This window comes from Vibrio sp. KUL78, from assembly GCF_059725505.1.
Window position 1 is genome coordinate 2,017,033 of sequence record NZ_AP045837.1, and the last position, 17,787, is coordinate 2,034,819.

13 protein-coding genes are annotated in these 17,787 nt (G+C 44.2%); 4 read left to right on the forward strand and 9 right to left on the reverse strand.

Features of this window, described 5'->3' with window-relative positions; translation table 11 throughout:
* Positions 1–59 precede the first annotated feature (59 nt).
* From AC6I8Y_RS09455 to AC6I8Y_RS09470, 4 genes are all read right to left on the reverse strand, one after another.
* On the reverse strand, positions 60–1,157 hold the full coding sequence (locus AC6I8Y_RS09455) for an ABC transporter ATP-binding protein (RefSeq protein WP_498020015.1): 1,098 nt from the start codon (positions 1,155–1,157) through the stop codon (positions 60–62).
* A 21-nt stretch (positions 1,158–1,178) separates the two neighbouring features.
* Entirely contained in the window at positions 1,179–2,006 is an 828-nt protein-coding gene (locus AC6I8Y_RS09460; RefSeq protein ID WP_128649500.1) for a carbohydrate ABC transporter permease, read from the reverse strand.
* A gap of 9 nt (positions 2,007–2,015) precedes the next feature.
* Entirely contained in the window at positions 2,016–2,966 is a 951-nt protein-coding gene (locus tag AC6I8Y_RS09465; RefSeq protein ID WP_234495794.1) for a carbohydrate ABC transporter permease, read from the reverse strand.
* A gap of 117 nt (positions 2,967–3,083) precedes the next feature.
* Positions 3,084–4,349 (reverse strand): ABC transporter substrate-binding protein, encoded by a 1,266-nt coding sequence (locus AC6I8Y_RS09470; protein ID WP_234495793.1) that lies wholly within the window; start codon positions 4,347–4,349, stop codon positions 3,084–3,086.
* Positions 4,350–4,734: 385 nt separating this feature from the next.
* On the opposite strand from AC6I8Y_RS09470, the gene AC6I8Y_RS09475 reads away from it, so the two are divergent.
* The gene (locus AC6I8Y_RS09475) at positions 4,735–6,771 is read left to right on the forward strand and encodes a HAMP domain-containing methyl-accepting chemotaxis protein (RefSeq protein ID WP_498020016.1); all 2,037 of its coding nucleotides are present in this window, start codon (positions 4,735–4,737) and stop codon (positions 6,769–6,771) included.
* Between the two features lie 77 nt (positions 6,772–6,848).
* On the opposite strand, the gene AC6I8Y_RS09480 is transcribed toward AC6I8Y_RS09475, so the two are convergent.
* The gene (locus AC6I8Y_RS09480) at positions 6,849–7,892 is read right to left on the reverse strand and encodes an aldose epimerase family protein (RefSeq protein WP_498020017.1); all 1,044 of its coding nucleotides are present in this window, start codon (positions 7,890–7,892) and stop codon (positions 6,849–6,851) included.
* 279 nt (positions 7,893–8,171) lie between these two features.
* On the reverse strand, positions 8,172–9,902 hold the full coding sequence (locus tag AC6I8Y_RS09485; protein ID WP_498020018.1) for a family 31 carbohydrate-binding protein: 1,731 nt from the start codon (positions 9,900–9,902) through the stop codon (positions 8,172–8,174).
* A gap of 404 nt (positions 9,903–10,306) precedes the next feature.
* Between AC6I8Y_RS09485 and AC6I8Y_RS09490 the strand changes: the two genes are divergently transcribed.
* A complete protein-coding gene (locus AC6I8Y_RS09490) occupies positions 10,307–12,613 on the forward strand; it encodes a family 31 carbohydrate-binding protein (protein ID WP_498020019.1) in 2,307 nt (768 codons plus the stop codon).
* Positions 12,614–12,719: 106 nt separating this feature from the next.
* On the opposite strand, the gene AC6I8Y_RS09495 is transcribed toward AC6I8Y_RS09490, so the two are convergent.
* On the reverse strand, positions 12,720–13,607 hold the full coding sequence (locus AC6I8Y_RS09495; protein ID WP_498020020.1) for a MalM family protein: 888 nt from the start codon (positions 13,605–13,607) through the stop codon (positions 12,720–12,722).
* Between the two features lie 479 nt (positions 13,608–14,086).
* Here AC6I8Y_RS09495 and AC6I8Y_RS09500 point away from each other — a divergent pair, with 479 nt between their 5' ends.
* A complete protein-coding gene (locus AC6I8Y_RS09500; protein WP_252012078.1) occupies positions 14,087–15,385 on the forward strand; it encodes a carbohydrate porin in 1,299 nt (432 codons plus the stop codon).
* A 213-nt stretch (positions 15,386–15,598) separates the two neighbouring features.
* Here AC6I8Y_RS09500 and AC6I8Y_RS09505 read toward each other — a convergent pair whose 3' ends face one another.
* Both AC6I8Y_RS09505 and AC6I8Y_RS09510 read right to left on the reverse strand, forming a co-directional pair.
* Entirely contained in the window at positions 15,599–16,291 is a 693-nt protein-coding gene (locus tag AC6I8Y_RS09505; protein WP_498020021.1) for a hypothetical protein, read from the reverse strand.
* Between the two features lie 216 nt (positions 16,292–16,507).
* A complete protein-coding gene (locus tag AC6I8Y_RS09510; RefSeq protein WP_498020022.1) occupies positions 16,508–16,729 on the reverse strand; it encodes a hypothetical protein in 222 nt (73 codons plus the stop codon).
* Positions 16,730–17,213: 484 nt separating this feature from the next.
* On the opposite strand from AC6I8Y_RS09510, the gene AC6I8Y_RS09515 reads away from it, so the two are divergent.
* A complete protein-coding gene (locus AC6I8Y_RS09515; RefSeq protein ID WP_498020023.1) occupies positions 17,214–17,780 on the forward strand; it encodes a hypothetical protein in 567 nt (188 codons plus the stop codon).
* Positions 17,781–17,787 lie beyond the last annotated feature (7 nt).

Below are 17,787 nucleotides of genomic sequence, written 5' to 3' on the forward strand. Positions count from 1 at the left end.
TGGTATCCGATGAGTGTTTGCTTATCGAGTCTTGAGATTTAATGCCTGCTTAATGGCATCTAATGTGCGACATACACTGATTTTTCTTTGCTTGTGTCAAACACATGCAGCTGTGAGCCATCTAGATATAAATCAATTTGATCACCCTCTTTGACTGCCTGTGTCGAAGGTGATTCAACTACCAGACTATGGTCTCCAAATCGGTTCATTACCTGAATGGTTGAACCCAATAACTCATAGCTTTCCACTGTTGCTGACACTTTTATTGGGTGCTCAAGAAGCTCTGGTGTTAAATGAACATCGCTTGGGCGAATCCCCATAGTGACTTTCTCTCTGTCCACTTGTGCATCAACATCGCCTGCTAGAGATAACTTCTGACCTGCTAGCTCTAGGTGCCAGCCACTATCGTCATTCGCAAGTTCAGCTGGCAATAGATTCATTGTTGGGCTGCCGATAAAACCAGCGACAAATTTATTCGCAGGGTTTTGGTAAATCTCTTTCGGTGTACCGACTTGCTCTATACGACCATCACGAAGAATGACAATGCGATCAGCTAAGGTCATCGCCTCTACTTGGTCGTGCGTCACATAGATGGTGGTCTTCTGGAGTTTCTTGTGAAGTGCCTTAATTTCGCTTCGCATCGCGTTACGCAGTTTTGCATCCAAGTTTGATAATGGTTCATCAAACAAGAATACCTCTGGCGTACGAACCATTGCACGGCCCATTGCCACGCGTTGGCGTTGACCACCGGATAACGCTTTAGGCTTACGATCCAGTAGTGGTGTGAGCTGAAGCATGTCTGCTACAGGACGAACCTTATTTGCTATTTCCTCTTTGCTAGCGCCCGCAAGTTTGAGCGCAAAGGCAATGTTTTCATACACTGTCATGTGCGGATAAAGCGCGTAGCTTTGGAATACCATTGCGATATTACGATCCTTTGGCTCTAGGTTGTTTACTACCTGACCACCAATCGAAATCTCCCCACCGGTGATGTCCTCGAGTCCTGCAAGCATTCTCAATGTTGTGGACTTACCACAGCCTGATGGACCAAGAAATACGATGAATTCGCCATCTTTAATATCTAGGTTGAAGTCCTTTACTATACGAACGTCGCCAGAATACACTTTCTCTAAATTCTTAAATGAAACTGAAGCCATTTTTGATAATTCCTTTCCTAATTAACCTTTCACCGCGCCGCCGGTCAAACCCGCAACTATGTATTTTTGTGCCAGCAAGAAGAATACGATCGCTGGGGTAATCGTCACCGATACATATGCTAGGATCTTGTTCCATGCGATACCGTACTCTCCGCGATACTTCATAATTCCGAGGGTCCATGGATACATATCTTCAGTATTCAAAACGAGCAGTGGAAGTAGATAGTTGTTCCAACTGCCCACCAAGACAAATACCCCAACGGTTGCAAGTATTGGCGTCGATAGCGGAAGAATGATGTGTAGGTAGAACTTGGCATAACTACAACCATCGACACGTGCCGCGTCAAATAACTCAGCTGGAAGCTGTTCAAAGAAGGTTCTAAATAAAAGGATGCTAAACCCAAGCCCAAACGCGACTTGCGGAATGACGATACCTGGTAAAGTATCAAGCAGCGCTAAGTCTCGAATACGCAGAAACAGAGGTAATATTGCCGCTGCCGCTGGGAACATCATCCCCATTAGAAAGTAGCTATAGACGTACTTGTAACCAGCAAATTTAATATGCGAGAACGTAAACGCCGTCATTGTTCCAACGAGTAGCGTGAGAATGACCGATAATGCAGCGATAATGAGAGAGTTCTTCATCAGAATCCAAATGCTGCCATCAGCAAATACCGTCGCGTAGTGTTCGAGTTCCCACACTTCAGGGATACCAAATGGGTTAGTACGAAGCTCGCCGAGGCTTTTAAAACCACCGAATAGCGTTGCCACCATCGGCAAAAGTACAAACCCGGCTACCAACATCAAGAAGGACATCCTGACCCACTGAATATTCTTAATCTTTTCCATGATGAGCCCCTACTTCTTGTCTTCTTTCATGATTGTGTTCTGATAAGTGAATGCGAACACGACACAGGCTATGAACAACACGACACCAACCGCACTACCAAAACCAACATTCATTCGTGTAATACCGAAGGTATATAGATAACTCACCAATGAATGACTGCTATGCGATGGGCCACCACCTGTTAATGGCATTATGAGATCGAAGGTTTGCAAAGCACCCAAGATACTGAAAAATATGGAAACTTTTATCCCCGACATAATAAGTGGGATTTTTACATGCCAGATTGCTTGCAGTTTTGACGCTCCATCGAGCTTGGAGGCTTCGATCAGATCTTTAGGCACACCTTGAAGTGCGGCGATATAGATCATCATGTGGAAACCAAAATACTTCCAAACAATGACCACCAAAATAGCGGTAAATGCCCAATCTCTGTCAGCGAGAATGTACCAAGGGTCTGTGCCCAATGATTCGGCAATACCTGCCATCATTCCGTAGTCACCGTCGAAAACGAAACGCCAGATCAGACCCGCGACAACTTCTGCAAGAATGTAAGGCAAAAAGAAGATCAAGCGAAAGACGCTGTTTGACCAGCTTTGTTTGTAAATACTCAAGGCGACAATCAATGCCAAAGGCAACTGAATGACCAATGAAACTAAAATGATTTTTACTGTGTTCCACGCAGCGGTTTCAAACGCACTGTGCTTTAGAATTCGTGCATAGTTTTTAAACTCGACGAACTGTGTTGGTTCACCATAACCGTTCCACTTGAAAAAACTGTAATAGGCAGCTTCTCCGAGTGGTAACATGACAAAAACAGTAAACAGCAATAGTGCGGGCGGCAGGAAAAACACTAGGGTTAACAATCGATTTCCGTGATTTCTTTCTTTGAGCCAGTGGCCAAAACCAGCGGATTTACTTTCTTGAGGATCGTCAACCATGGCTGCTAACTTCTCACTCATACATACTCCTTAATTTATGAGGTAAAGCTGGCTAATAGGTGAACGAAGTCCGACAAGGTCGGTATAGCCAGCTTTTACGAACGCTAAATAACGTTAAACGTCATCCATTACGTTGAATTAACGCATCTCCCACGCTTCTTGCACTTGCTCAGCAGCCTCTTTCGGGGTTACGTCGCCGTTAACGATGCCAACAGAGATGTCATTAACAACACCGCCAACATCTGCACCTAGAGCTTGATCAAAGAACACTTGGTGCCATTGCGCGCTTGAAATTGTTTGGGAAATTTTTTGCTTGAATGGATTTTGCAGACCTTTGTCTGCACCTTTTGCAACTGGAATGATTTGGTCAATTTCAGCAAGTTTGGTTTGACTGTTTTCGTTTAGGAAGAATTCGAGCCATTTTGCAGCTTCTGGTTTAGCGCCTTTAGCGAATGCAAAACCATTGATGCCACCTAGCGTATCACTACCCGCACCAGCACCACCTTTAAGTACAGGGAAGTTCATAAAGCCAAGGTCTGAATCAACCACACCTTTCTTATCAACCGCCTGTTGAGCTTGGAAGTTATAGTCCCAGTCACCCATTAGGTGGATAGCGGCTTTGTAGTCACCAAATAAACCTGCAGATTCACCATAACCCGCTGCCATAAAGCCAGGCTGGAACGGCTCTAGCGCAGCCAGGCGCTTAAGTTCTTCACCTGCACGAACAAAGGCTTCACCAGCAAATCCATCGCCTTGGTCTTGCATTGCTGCGGCAAACGCTTCTTGACCACCCGCACGCATTACTAGGTAGCTCCAGTAAAAGTGCATTGGCCACTTATCTGCGCCACCGACTGCGATAGGAGTAATACCCGCTGCTTTTAGTTTCTCAATAGCGGATAGGAACTCATCCCATGTTTGGATGCTTTCGCCATCGATTCCTGCTTGCTTGAACAATTTCTTGTTGTACCAAAAACCCACTTGGCTAACCATGTATGGCGCGCCGTACTGCTTGCCGTCAATTTTGAAGGCATTCATGCCCGCAGCAGACAGCTCTTGATTAAGAGTTGCAGAGTAACCTTCCATGTCTTCCAACAAACCAGACTCGGCGCGAACTTGGAAGTTACCACCGCCCCAGCTATAGAAAAGGTCAGGTTTTTGTTGTGACTGAAGTAGCGTTGGCAGTTTTGCTTTGAACGCTTCGTTCTCTAGAAACTCGAGGTTAACCTTGATGTCTGGGTTCTTTGCTTCAAAGTCTTTGGCAATCTCTTCCCATACACCAAGCACGTTCGGGTCCGTTTCGATGTGCATCATTCGAACCGTGGTGTCAGCGAATGCTGTAGAAGAAAGAAATAGGGAAATCGCTGTAGCACTAAACACTTTACTAAGTTTGTGGTTTCTTAGCATGGTATTACTCCATTTTTTAATTTTTATCCAATATGACTCTCGAACTGGGTAAGCTTCACGTGAGAGTTACATATTATTTTTGTTGTTATGGAAACTTTGGCAAGCTTTGAAATGTGACCAGCGTAACACCAGATAATAAATATCACTTTTCATAATGACATTACTAAATATTGTTATTCACTGGAAATAAATAGAATAAATGTGGTGAGAGATATAATAACACTTGCCATAGTTTTTGTTTCAATCCTTGAAAATATATTCATAATTTAGACTGGTCGAATATGAGACATCCATCAATATTATTATCAATTAATCATGCTTCACATCACACTTGGTATTATCGAACCAAAACTACAATTAAAGGACAATAATAGGAAGGAATCAGATGCTAAATTCTATAATAAAACAAATTATATTTGTCTTCGCGCTTATCTCTCTCAGTGTATTCTTATTGTCTGCCAGCGCATACCGAAATGCACAACACACGACCGAGCAAATCGACAGTGTTGAATCTCAAGTTATCGACCCTCTCAATCAGTTTAACCAATTAAGGAATCGTCTTTTAGAAGCGTCTAACTTAGTCGCGCTATACAACCCAGACACCTCACGCCGAGATGAAAGCGTACGACAAAATGAAACTACAGCAGTAGACAGCAGTGAACTCATTAATGAGCTGGAGGCGCTCGCCACTTGGCTGTCAGCGCTCGATATCGTGAGTTGGTTGCCAACTCTTGATCAAGTTAAACTCGACACGCTGTCGACCACCCTAGCCGACTTCGTACCTCTGATGGAGGCACAGCTCGCAAGTAAGGATATCTCGGCGCAAGCCTCGATCGGTGCTCAGCTTAGTGCGGTTTTATACAGTCAATCGGCAGACACCATAGGAAATAACCTTAATAAACTGCAAGCAACAGAAGGGGTAAGAGAACGAGACATCCAATTTTTGCAGTTTCATTTTAATTCCGCCGATAAACTGATCCGTCAGATACTATTACTTACTACGGCAGATGAAGTTTGGGTGGTTAAATCCGGACTAGACCGACACAACCGTATGCTTGAAAAGAAAATCGACTTCATCGCCAAGAAAAACCCCGCATTTTCTCTCGAAGCAGCATCCATACTTGAACCGCTTTTTACAGCCATAAATTCCGCTGATGGTGTACTGACACTACACCTAAATAATTTGGAACAACAGAACGTTACTGTTGAGCAGCAGGCACTGTTAATGCAAGCCAACAGCTCCCTTAAGAGTCAGCTTAATGAAGTGGAAGCTCAGCTCGTTCTGATGACACAAAACAAGATAGATAGCTCACGCCAATCCGCCACGACGGCGACACAGGTGACATTAGGTTTGCTAGCAATGGCATTGGTTATCGCTATAGGCGCGAGCTCGCTGCTTACGCTTCGCATTCGCTCTGCTATGTCCAAACTCATCACTTCTTTAACGCGTATCGCTAATGGGCGTTTAACTAACGAAGATATTCCCGTCAGTAAAGATGAGTTTGGGCAACTTAGTTCGGCAACGAACCAAGTGCAGAGCCACTTACTTGATATCGTGTCTCAGCTCCAATCTGGTTCTGAATCTCTATTGTCAGCGAGTCATACTATTGCGACACGCACAGAACACACTGCGAAAGTCACTAACAAGCAGAATCTAAACATCGAGGCTATGTCTGTTTCTCTAGAGCAAATGAATCTCGCCATTCAAGAAGTCGCTTCGGCCGCAACCTCGACTCAAGATGCCATTGGTCGTGCGAAGCTTAACGGTGATGAGTGCGCTGGAGTTACTAACAACAGCATCAGCTCTATATTGTCGCTTGCCGAACAGCTTGGACAATGTGATAAAAAGATGGACAGCTTGCTAGAACGCAGTCAATCGGTTGAGTCCGTCTTACAAGTTATTCAAAACATTGCTGAGCAAACTAACCTTCTCGCACTGAACGCAGCCATCGAATCAGCTCGCGCAGGTGAACACGGTAGAGGGTTCTCTGTGGTCGCGAATGAAATTCGACAATTGGCAGAGAAAACTCAAAACTCAACCTTGACGATTCAATCTATTTTGGGTGATTTAAACGCTGAGATTGCTGATATCGCTACAGAAGTGCGTGAATGTGTGAGTCATTCACAACAAAACGCTGACGATGCTACGTTAGTTGGAAACAGTTATTCCAAGGTACTTGAAGACATTAATATTGTTAACGGCATGAGCATTCAAGTCAGCGCATCCGCCGAAGAACAAAGCATAGTGGCACGACAACTCGTTGAAAGCATGAATGAACTAAAAGACGAATCTGTCCAAATCAGCGACATGTGCCAGAAGACAGAAACGCAGTGCCAAGAGCTAGAGAACGTCGTACAGATTAATACTCACATTATTCAAAGGTTCGATATCAGCACGAGTACAGACATCAAACCCACCTAACTTGAGCATTTATTATTGACCACAAAAAAGGACAGTTTATTGACTGTCCTTTTTATTTGTTGCCTTAAAACAGAATGTTACGCTTGACCCTCCACGCTCGCTTTAAACACCGTTGTAGAGTTAAAAGGACGATTAGGTGTTACTAGTACTTGATCAGCGATATCTGGCATATTGACTTGATTTGGGTAACTTTGGGTCTCGAAACAAAATCCCATATGTGTACCAAACGGTTTGCCGAATGAATCTTTATGGTCACCCAAGTGATTTCCAGTGTAGAACTGCATTGCGGGTCTATCTGACATCACCTCGAGGACAATCCCACCCGACTGCTCAAATGCCCACCCTACGGGTCTCAACCCCTCACCATTCAGAATAAAGCAATGATCGTAGCCACCAGCGGAGACAAGCGCCGCTTCTTCTGTGGCAAAGCCCAAAGCAATTCGTTTCGGTTGAAGGAAGTCCATCGCAGTGCCCATCACTGAACGTGATTGCGTAGGGATTTGCTCAGCATTAGTATCCCAGTACTCGTCAGCATCAATCGCCACTATATGCCCCTGAACATCATGCTTGCCTCCACTTAGATTGAAGTAAGCGTGATGCGTCAGATTAACGGGACAATCATCGTCCGATTCAACCCAATAGTGAACCGTCAGTTCATTAGCGTCACTTAAACGATAGGTGACGCAAATCCTCAAATTTGCAGGATAACCACCCTCTCCTTTGTTTACCTGCGTCTCAAGCGTAACCCCCTGAGCGGCCATGATAGTAACGTCCCAGCGACGTTTGTGAAGTTCACAGTCACCACCATGTAAATGGTTACTCCCTTCGTTCTGGCACAACTGAATAGGATTTCCAGCGTGATCATAGCGACCATTTTCAATACGATTACCCCAAGGTCCAACAACACCGCCCACGTACGCTTGTCCCGCTAGGTAATGCTCTGGACGGTTGTAACCAAGAACTATGTTTCTTTCTCTATGGTATCTATCTTTGAGTTTGAAGCTCACTATGGATGCGCCTAAGTCACTAATTTCGACGCGGACACCGTTACTGTTTTCTAAACAATACAGTGAGTAGTCGCCCCAGGCAGAAGGCTCGACTAATGTTGTTTTATGGTCCATATCCACTCCTTTTTTATTACGATTTTAGAAAGCGGATAGCATTGCGCTATTATGATATTTAGCTCTAGGTTGATGTAAAATGATAACGATGTGCGAGATCACATCGTGAATGAAGAGTATGAAATGTTGTAAGTTGGAATTAAGAACTGACAACAAAATGTAGTAGTACAAATAAGCTAAGCCTCATGACACACCATATGAAACCATAGCTGTAAGATTATATTGTCTTATTTAAATAAAAATAGAGAGGCTATTAACCCCTCTATTTGTAGTGGTTACTTATTGAGCACAACTAGTATTTCCGAACGTGATGCTCTTTTCAGTAATAAACTGAGAGGCGCTATCTTCTACTTTAAATGTAATTTTATAGTCACTACCTAAAGTTGCATTAAAACTACGACTATAGCTATCTCCAGACTTATCACCTGGTACACAATAGTCATCTAAGCAGATATAGTTCCAACTTGCAGACCAACCAAGATCTTTATGAAATACCTCAATCTCTGTGTCCGAGCGATAATTGTAACCAAAATCAGCGCTACATTGACTGGGGTCGGTGCCGCCACCTGAACCATTGTCACCACCACTTCCGTTGTCACCTCCATTATCACCGCCAGAGCCGTTATCGCCACCACCTGGTGTACCAGTAGAGCCGCATTGTTTGTTTTCAAAGGTGACAGACTTATCGGCTATGAACTGCGATCCTCCATCTGCGACTTTAAACTCGATACCGTATGTCGAGCCCAGCTGCGCATCAAACTGTTTGACGTACTCGCCATTCTTGAGTTCTCCTTGCAAGCAGAGTCCGTTCAGACAGACGTAGTTCCATTCCGCTGACCAACCATTATTTTTGTGGAAAACTTCTATGGTTGAATCGCTCACGTATCGGTACCCAAACTCTTCATTGCAAGGCTCTGGTGGATTCGTTCCTCCATTATCACCACCACCGTTATCTCCACCGCCAGTTGAGCCATAGCCTAATGTCTCGAACAGTGTCTCTGAGTGGTTGATATATTGTCCTTTCGCAATCTCCTGCTGCCAGTTCGATTTGATCAGTGCATTCGCCTGAACCCGGCTATCACCCCAATATCCCTCATTATAAGGAGCGGCCCAACGCCACTGGCTATCCCAGTCCGCATTGATGTAGGTGAAACCTTTTACAATATCTGAGTTATCACTCATAAACTGGAAGTAAGGCGCAAACCATTCATCCCAAAGCTGCTGAGAGGTTTTACTTTGTCGATTAGTACCCTTAGCTGGATCTGCTGAATAGGTAAGATCCGCAACTTGGTAACGCTGAGGCGTCGATTCATTTAAGAAAAGAGGTTTGCCTTTACTTCGAGCAAACTGAGCTGCTTCATTAATACGATCCCAGTTACAATCTTGAGGAGCAAAATAAGATAGCCCTACCCAGTCTACGTATTCAGAGCCCGGCCACCATTGATCAAGTTGACCACCTGGAGTCGGACAGTACGAAGCAACTTGCCACACTAAGGAAATTTTCGCCTGATGTCCCAGAGCAATGATGCGATCATGGACATACTGGAAGCTAGTCACAATACCACTCGGTGAATGGCCATTCCATGGTCCATCAACCTCATATGCCCAGCGAAGATAAACAGGCCTATCGTAACCAGCAAGGGTATTTAATAACGTATCGATATTAGCGTTATATTGCCCGCTAGCAACCGCATCAACTTCACCATTCATCGACACGCCAACCACTAGCGCACTTGTTGGGTAAGCGTTAGCAAGTTCAGCAATATTGTTGCGACCAGCGCCAGCGTCCGCATCGGAATTCAGACCATCCAAATTAACGATTCCGACGTAGTTTGTCACACCCGCCGGTATACTTCCCAAAGCACTTGCATAATCGTTTACGCTGTCCACGTCTTGACCGACAGAAACTAAAATACCACTCTCTGGCACTAGCACTCCGTCCAAACTCCATACTGACGCAGATAGTGACATTGCTCCTGCAGCGATTAATGACAAATAGGTTCGTTTCATTACTTTTCTCCATGTATGACGAATCGAGAAAGAGCATAGATTAAAAATGTCGACATATTATTTGAACAAAATCACACAAGAAAAATATGAAAATATAATCAGAAAAAATCATAATTGATATTGACTACGAAGATAATAACAAAGTTGATCCAACCAACGAAAAACACCTAGCAGCAATGACTCACATCACAAAAATACGTTAGTTATGAAAAGTTCAAAAATAATTTACTAACAAAGCAAAATGTGACAATTGTCATCTGCGTAACAAGAAAAACAAATTCATCTCAAGTTAATTAAATTCGGTAAACGACAAGTGAGTTTTCGTAATACCCTTCATCTCATCAGCTGCTAGAGATAATAGGGAAACCAAACCAATAACATCAATTAATATGGAAGTTAATGTTATGCATAAAAGCGAATACTTTCCTCCTAACTACAAATGCCTAAAGGCATTGGGGTTAAGCTCTTTATTTGTCGCCTTATACAGTCCACTCTCTTACGCGGAAATCAACACCCGCATAGAATCAGGCAGCCCTTCAATAGCGTATGCGGAAGATGGTGGTTGGACAGGCCAATGGGCCTATTTGTGTGTCGACGATTACTGCGGTAGTGCGCAGCTCGTCGATGGGTTTTGGCAAAGGACGGTGGCAGAGCAAGCCATTGTTACCGGCGAATCCTATCGATTGCAGCTAAAAGTCCAAGACAACGTGCTCTCACAGTACATTTCACCTGAATACACCATTACTGCAGACGCAGATGGTGATGGAGGCGGTACAACACCGCCCCCAATTGAACCCGACGCTCCTACAGTCAGCGCAAGCGCTTCACCGAGCAATGCAACCGTCGGCGAAGTCGTTTCTATTTCTGCAACTGCTACTAGTGAACAGGCTTCAATCACAACACTTTCAGTTCGCGTAACCGCGCCAGATAATCAAATCGTATTAAGCGAAACTATTTCACAAGCACAAGGTGCATGGCAGTTCACACCTTCATTGCAAGGGGCTTATCAGGTTACCTACCAAGCTACTGATAACCAAGGTGAAACGGGTCAGTTCACGGACTCTGTGTTCGCTCGAAATCCCGTTTCGGGCGGTGATGGCGTCGTAATTAACGAAATCGCGGAACGATATCGTGTCCGACATGAACTTTCGGGTAATGACTTCAACAACTTTAATGTGGAGTATTGGGAAGGTCGCTTCGGTTCCTTTGTATTAGAGGACTATACTCAGCCAAGCGCGAGTGATTTAAGGCAATCAGCCTGTGGCACGACTGAACCTTGTGTTGTTGTAACATTAAACAGCGCAATACCGCTCGCAATGACCGATGTTTTTGGCAATGAAAAGTCTTGCAACCAACAAGCACCTAACTGGCGTTACCACAAGATTTATGGTGATGAGACAAACTTCTCCTACGGCTATGTTATGGATGTGGTGTTAAACGATGGATCAGTTGTCCCTGCGTGCCAAGCAACTCGTGACCAACGAGCGACAGCCACGACATGGCGCGCCATTATGCAACGTTGGCCTCATATCAATCGACCATTTGAAGCTGGCGAGCAGATTGAGTTTGAGACCACTATCAGCTTCGACCGAGCTCAAACAACAGGCGATAACGTCAATTACTACGGACAAACTTTTAGATACGTCTTGGGACAGGGGTTGACCGTAAACAATCGCGATAGTGCAGTAGGACCACTCAACATTAATGACAGCTTCGCTCAGCTCGGTGGAAATACGACTGTACCGCAGCTCTCTGCAAGCGGTGGTGCACAGCAACGCTTAAGTTTTATGCAACATGCATATAATCTTGATAGAGGAAACGTACAATCATGGCTAGACGGACGTCGCCTGATCCACACTAACTTTACAACGGGTGATCACGTCGAGGAGTTCCTACCGGGTCCACAAGCCATCAACGGTAATCTACCTTTCCCTGAAATGGCAGGATTAACCACTGACCCCATTCAACCAAGCTGTACCCAATGTCACACGCTCAATGGTGTGGGAGATATGCAAGCAAGACAGGATGTTGTCCCTCCTAAGATGTTTGGTTTAGGTTTACTTGAGAACATCCCTCAAGAAACTATTGAACAATGGGCTCAGGAAAATGGAGGAACGGTTAACTACGTGACGGTAGAAGGACAACAGTATGTTGGTCGCTTTGGCTGGCGAGCAGAGACTATTAGCGTTGAGCATCAAATCGCTAAGGCGCTGCATGACGATATGGGTATTGGCACCAGTTTCGAGGGCTTTGGCCCCATGGAGCTCGCAGATAATCATGTTCAAGATATGGTAGTGTATACAAAGCTTGTGGCCGTACCCACGCCTCGTCAAAACCTAACGACCATGCCTGGACATAACCGTTTCCAAGAATTTGGGTGTAACTCTTGCCATAAAATGACGGTGCAAACTGGTACTGACAGTGAATTTCCAGAGCTATCGAATCAGACGATTCATCCGTATACCGACCTACTCCTTCACGACCTTGGTGAGGGCGCATTCCGTACTGCCCCACTCTGGGGAATCGGTTTGAGCGGCTATGTAAAAAGTGGCGATGCCAATGCGCTGACGCTGATGCATGATGGACAAGCAACCAGCGTTGATGCCGTATTGCAAAGACACGGCGGTGATGCCCAGACTCAATCAGATAACTACTTCAATGCGAGTCAACAAGCTCGAAACGAACTGGTTGAATATCTAATGGCGCTTTAGGGTTTTCGTTAGTATTGGTAATTAACCAAGAAGAAAGCCCGCAATTGATATTGCGGGCTTTTAGTTCTAAAAAAAGAGTGGAGTCAGAAGCACTAAAACAATATGCCTAGCCTTCAAAATTCTTCATCGCTTCAACAAACGTCTCTCTTGCTGTGGGCGATCCCTGCTTTTCGGCTTGCTTCATTATATCCAAAGCACGATCAAACTCACCGGCTCGAACGGCGGCGCGAATTCTATCATCGAACAACTCAACGAACTCTGTATCCATCACTGATTGCTGATCTGTAACCACCACGGCAGCGAGTGCCGCTTCTCGGTCTTGCTGCTGTTGTTTTGACTCTTGTCTTACTGCAGGACCAGAATAGTCGAGCTCAAGCTCCACTGTTCCAACGGCTGCATGTGGGATATTCCACTCCGTGTTAGCCGCGAGATTTGCCTCTACACTCCCAGATCGAATCGCAGAGTCACTTGAAGGTTTAATTAGTGTCGAGTCCTTGAGGTCTTTATTCGTCGTGAAAATGACCAAGTAACGGGGTGACTTCCCATTCGGGTATTTTTGGGAAATCGTTTTTTCCATCGCGTAGTGTGTGGAGTACATAATTCCACTGTTGCGATAGTTCAAATCCGAACTAGAGAGCACATCCAGTGCTTTGTATTCATTGTCTAAAATAAGGATCGATGGGACAAAGACTTGATTACCAACCAGAGAGATAACCCCTAAGTTCGCCTCTCCATCAAAAACTGGGAGTTCATAGCCTTTCACGTAACTGACTCCACTTACTAAACCTATTTTCTGTGAGTTAGTATCAATCACCGCGGTGAGATCACCCGCTTTGGTAATCGGTTCATAACTTACTTTACTCAGCGTGGTACAACAATCCTTTTGACTACTTAGCTCGGTAATGCCTAAAGGGCTAGGTTCACTAGTTTGAACTTGTGAAGACGTACATCCTATCAAAGACGCGACGACGGCAGCTAAAAACACACGTTTCATTGAACTCCTCCATGTGGAAACTAATCAAGCTAAATAACTCAGGTTAAATCTATCACGTCATATTTTAGTAGAAGCAATAAAACCATCACATAACTTGTTTATTCTTTATATATTCGCCTCCTAATTCTAATTAACGACATCACTTTAATCCATGGTCGTTATGTGAGGTAAACCGGGTTTCATTTAAAATGATAAATTTCGAAATTCAATTAATAAATCTTGTAAAAAAGCACCAATACAGATGGTAATAGATAGATAAACACCATAATCAAAAAACGTAACTATTACGTAATATCTCATTCCAGTTTTCATATTTTTCATTCTTTTTTTATCGTGACAAATGTCAACAAAATTCATTATTCACAAGTGATCAATATCACCTAAATATATAGATTCTCTACTTATTATCAATGGCAACTTATCTCTTACCATACACGATAAGTACTCAATGCTATTCATATAATTAGTTGGAGAACAACATGGAAAAAACAGCATTAAGCAAAGCTCTATTTATTGCAGGAGTGGCTGCAATATCTTCAATGCCAGCTTTAGCAGAAAAACCAACCTCAGATTTTGAATTTCACGGTTATTTCCGTGCAGGTGCCTTCACTAGTGCCAAAGAAAATTTCAAACAGCACCGATGGGGTGGGCAAAAGGAGACATTGGGGCGTTTAGGCTTAGAAGCTGACGATTTCTGGGAGCTGGCGTTTATGCAGCGCTGGGACTGGGAAAAAACGGAAGACTCAGACGGTAAAAGTGTTCGAATCAACGCACGTCTAGGTCAGGACAACCCTAACGGTAATGGCAGTAACGGCTATGCGAATATCGATGGTAAAGCGACAGGTTTGATCGAATCATTCGTTGAATTTGATGGTGTAACGAACACTGGTACGCTATGGGGCGGTCAGCGTTACTACGGTCGTGACAACTATATCTTCATGACTGACTTCTTCTACACTGATTATTCTGGCACTGGTATCGGTGTTAAAGGTACTGAGTTAGGTGGTGGTCTATGGGATTTTGCCTATATCGCTAGTAACAACTCAGTTGGTGACAACGAGATGCTAAATGCTTTCCACGTTCGTGCAGACTATGGTCAATGGCGTATCGAAGGTATGGCAAAACAGATGGGTGAAAACGTGAACGGCGATGAGTTCGCGAAATCTGGTTTCGAAGGTCACGTTCAATACTCTCCTTCTAACTTCTTTGGCTTTGGAAACGGCTTCTCTAAAGTCGGTGTTCAATACGGTCAAGGTCTAGGTGGTTCAACCATGCTAGGTCGTACATTTACCAACTATAACGCATACAGTCCAGGCGGCGTTGGCTTCATTGATGGTTCGACTGAGCAAACATTGATGTCTGCAGTAAAAGACGGTGATAGAACAGTTCGCGCGCAAGCATACGGTGGCTATATCGGTGAAAACTGGTTGTTCTTCCCTGCTGTGGGTTACGAACAAACATCGTATGAAGACAACGTAGATGACTTCTCATACTGGTATGCAATGGTTCGCCCTGTTTACACCATGCCTTCTATTGATGACTTCGCAATCGCCGCTGAATTTGGCTACACCGACAACAGTGCGAACCGCGACAATGGCGGCAATGCGACTTATAAAGCAACCATCGCTCCAACATGGACTGTAGGAACTGGTTTCGGTCCAGCTCCAGAAATCCGTCTATTGGCGACATACCTTAAAGGTAACCCAGGCGTTTCTTCAAACGCTGGTGAAGACGACCACGATTTTATCGTAGGTGTTCAAGTGGACATGTGGTGGTAACCGATTGTTTGCCCCTTCGCTTTTGAAGGGGCAGCATTATCTCAATGGAAGGAGGTGAGCAATTTCGATAGACGTATCAGTTTCTAGTGTTTTTTTTTCATTGCTAGCAACAGCAATAACCCCCACCCCTTTTGCGGGGTTTTAAGGTCGAACCATCCCAACATAAGCGGCAGCAAGGGTTCGACCTCTTTTTATTTATAAATAAAAGATAAATTAACTCGGACGACTCATCTTGACGCGTTGTTTAACGCGATCGATACGCTCTTTGTTAACCTGTTCTTTTAACTTAGGCTTAATGTCTGCCACTGGAACGGCTTTCCATTCACTCTCATGATAAACAACGATATAAGAAGCGCGGCTGATTTCCTCACGTACCACCCACTTACCGTCATCGATACGCTTCACATCACCGCGAACATTGCCATCAGAGTCTCGAACAGTCCACGTGCCATTATCGTTCTTGCTACCCGTAATCGTATGATCCGTTTTCAGCGAAGAGATAGTAATCACATCGTCTTGAACTAAGATTTCTCCGATACGGTGACCATTGTATGTAATGGAGTACAGGGTCTCACCCTCCGTTTCACGCTCTTTGACCGTAGAGATCTTCGCATTCGGATTAACCGGTGATTCATACTCCGGAAGATGTACGGGCACATCTAGACCTAGATCTGGAATATAAACATAACCTAGGTCAAAACCAAAATCCGGATCTGTTGGTTCTGAGCCCTCTGGCGCACTGTTACCATAGCCAGAATCCACATTTTCAAAGCCTAGGTCACCATCAAACTCTGGCATCGGGTCTGTCGGAGATGAGCTTCCGCCACTTGATGAGCAACCGGCAAGTAGAGCGACAGCAAGTGCAGAGCAAAGGAGTTTAGTTTTTTGAATCGAGGTTAATTTCATGATGTTTTGCCTTCATGTTTTGTAATGTGCAAATCCTAACCGCCTCGACTCACACAAACTATAGGGCAAAATCTATTTCTGATATTTACGTTGTAAATATCAAAAGTTCATTGTTATTGGGTGGGATAATTACTCCGAACTCATCTAGCTTCGTTTTAGTGCCTAAAACAAAAGGAAGTAAACGCGAGATCTATGAATTCTCGCGCAATTTTTCCTCTATTGGTGCGCCCTCTTGTTCACTGGCTTTAAAAGCTTCATAAACGATGACTGCTTCCACATACCAATACCTGTCAAAGCAAGCGCTGGAATGAGTCCCCACAGTGTCACTGCCATGTAGGCTTCATTGCTTGCTAAAGGTGAGTAGAATGCTGCACCTACAAGTAGCGCTAATACTATGTGTGCCCACCTCAATACTATTCTTATGTTCTTACCATTCATGACGCTTTCCTTCTGCTGTGGTCCTGAGTTCTATGATAAAGAGATGAGTTCTGAAGCCTTTGTGCATGCGACGAGCGGTATATAGGGAGCGTGAAACGCTCTATCTGAGGATAAATGGAGAACAATGGTCATCAAGCTGGGAAATGAAGGATAGGCTTCATAAACGTGGAAAGGAATTTCCAAACGGCCAGATACAAAAAAGCCCGCTATAAAAGCGGGCTTTTTCGAAAATTTGGTGGGTCCGGGCGAACTCGAATCGCCGACCCCTACCATGTCAAGACAGCTGATTATTAGTCATAAAAAATGTAAGTCACTGTAAACACGCTAAATCAACATGTTAGCTTGAAAATGACCTCTACCTGTTATAGGTTAATATCTAACCAGCTGATATATGGGCACAACATGGTCACAATCTTTAAAGTTCCTATATCGGACATATTCTGACCTGCTTTTTTCAATAAAGCAATTTGAATGGACGTGCAGCATGGACATGCAAGAGAAGTTTCACCGTGATTTATTTAAGCAAACAACATGGCAAGAGGTAAGCGTCGAACAGCTTGTTGCTGACGAAGTTCTTGCTAGCTTCTACGAAAAAGCCAATCCAATTTCTTTGCTTCGCAATCAACCAAACCATCAGCATCATCCGACATATTTATTCAACTTGCTCGCGCTACAGTCACCCATAATTTGCTACTCATTTCGCCGTCACTATCGCTACCTTGCAGGCTCGTTTACTATCGAAAAACTGCGTGATGCCATCGCCAAAAATGAGCTTCCCGCCGGTAAAGAAATCCCAGTTTTTGTGCTCCATAAAAAACCAAATACCGAACTTCGAAAGCAGATCATTCAGTTCGACTTAACCAATAATCTCATCGATAAATGCTTCATCAGTGACACGAAAAAAATCAGCTTTTTGTTGCGAAATTGGTTTCAAAAAGACGAAGGTAAGCGGAGCATTTTTCAGTCACATGAGTGGCTAAATCTGTATCCCTATTTGAACACTGCAGAGAAAACTGCAGCGTACTTATCTATATCAAAAAAAGATCTTTGAGGTGACC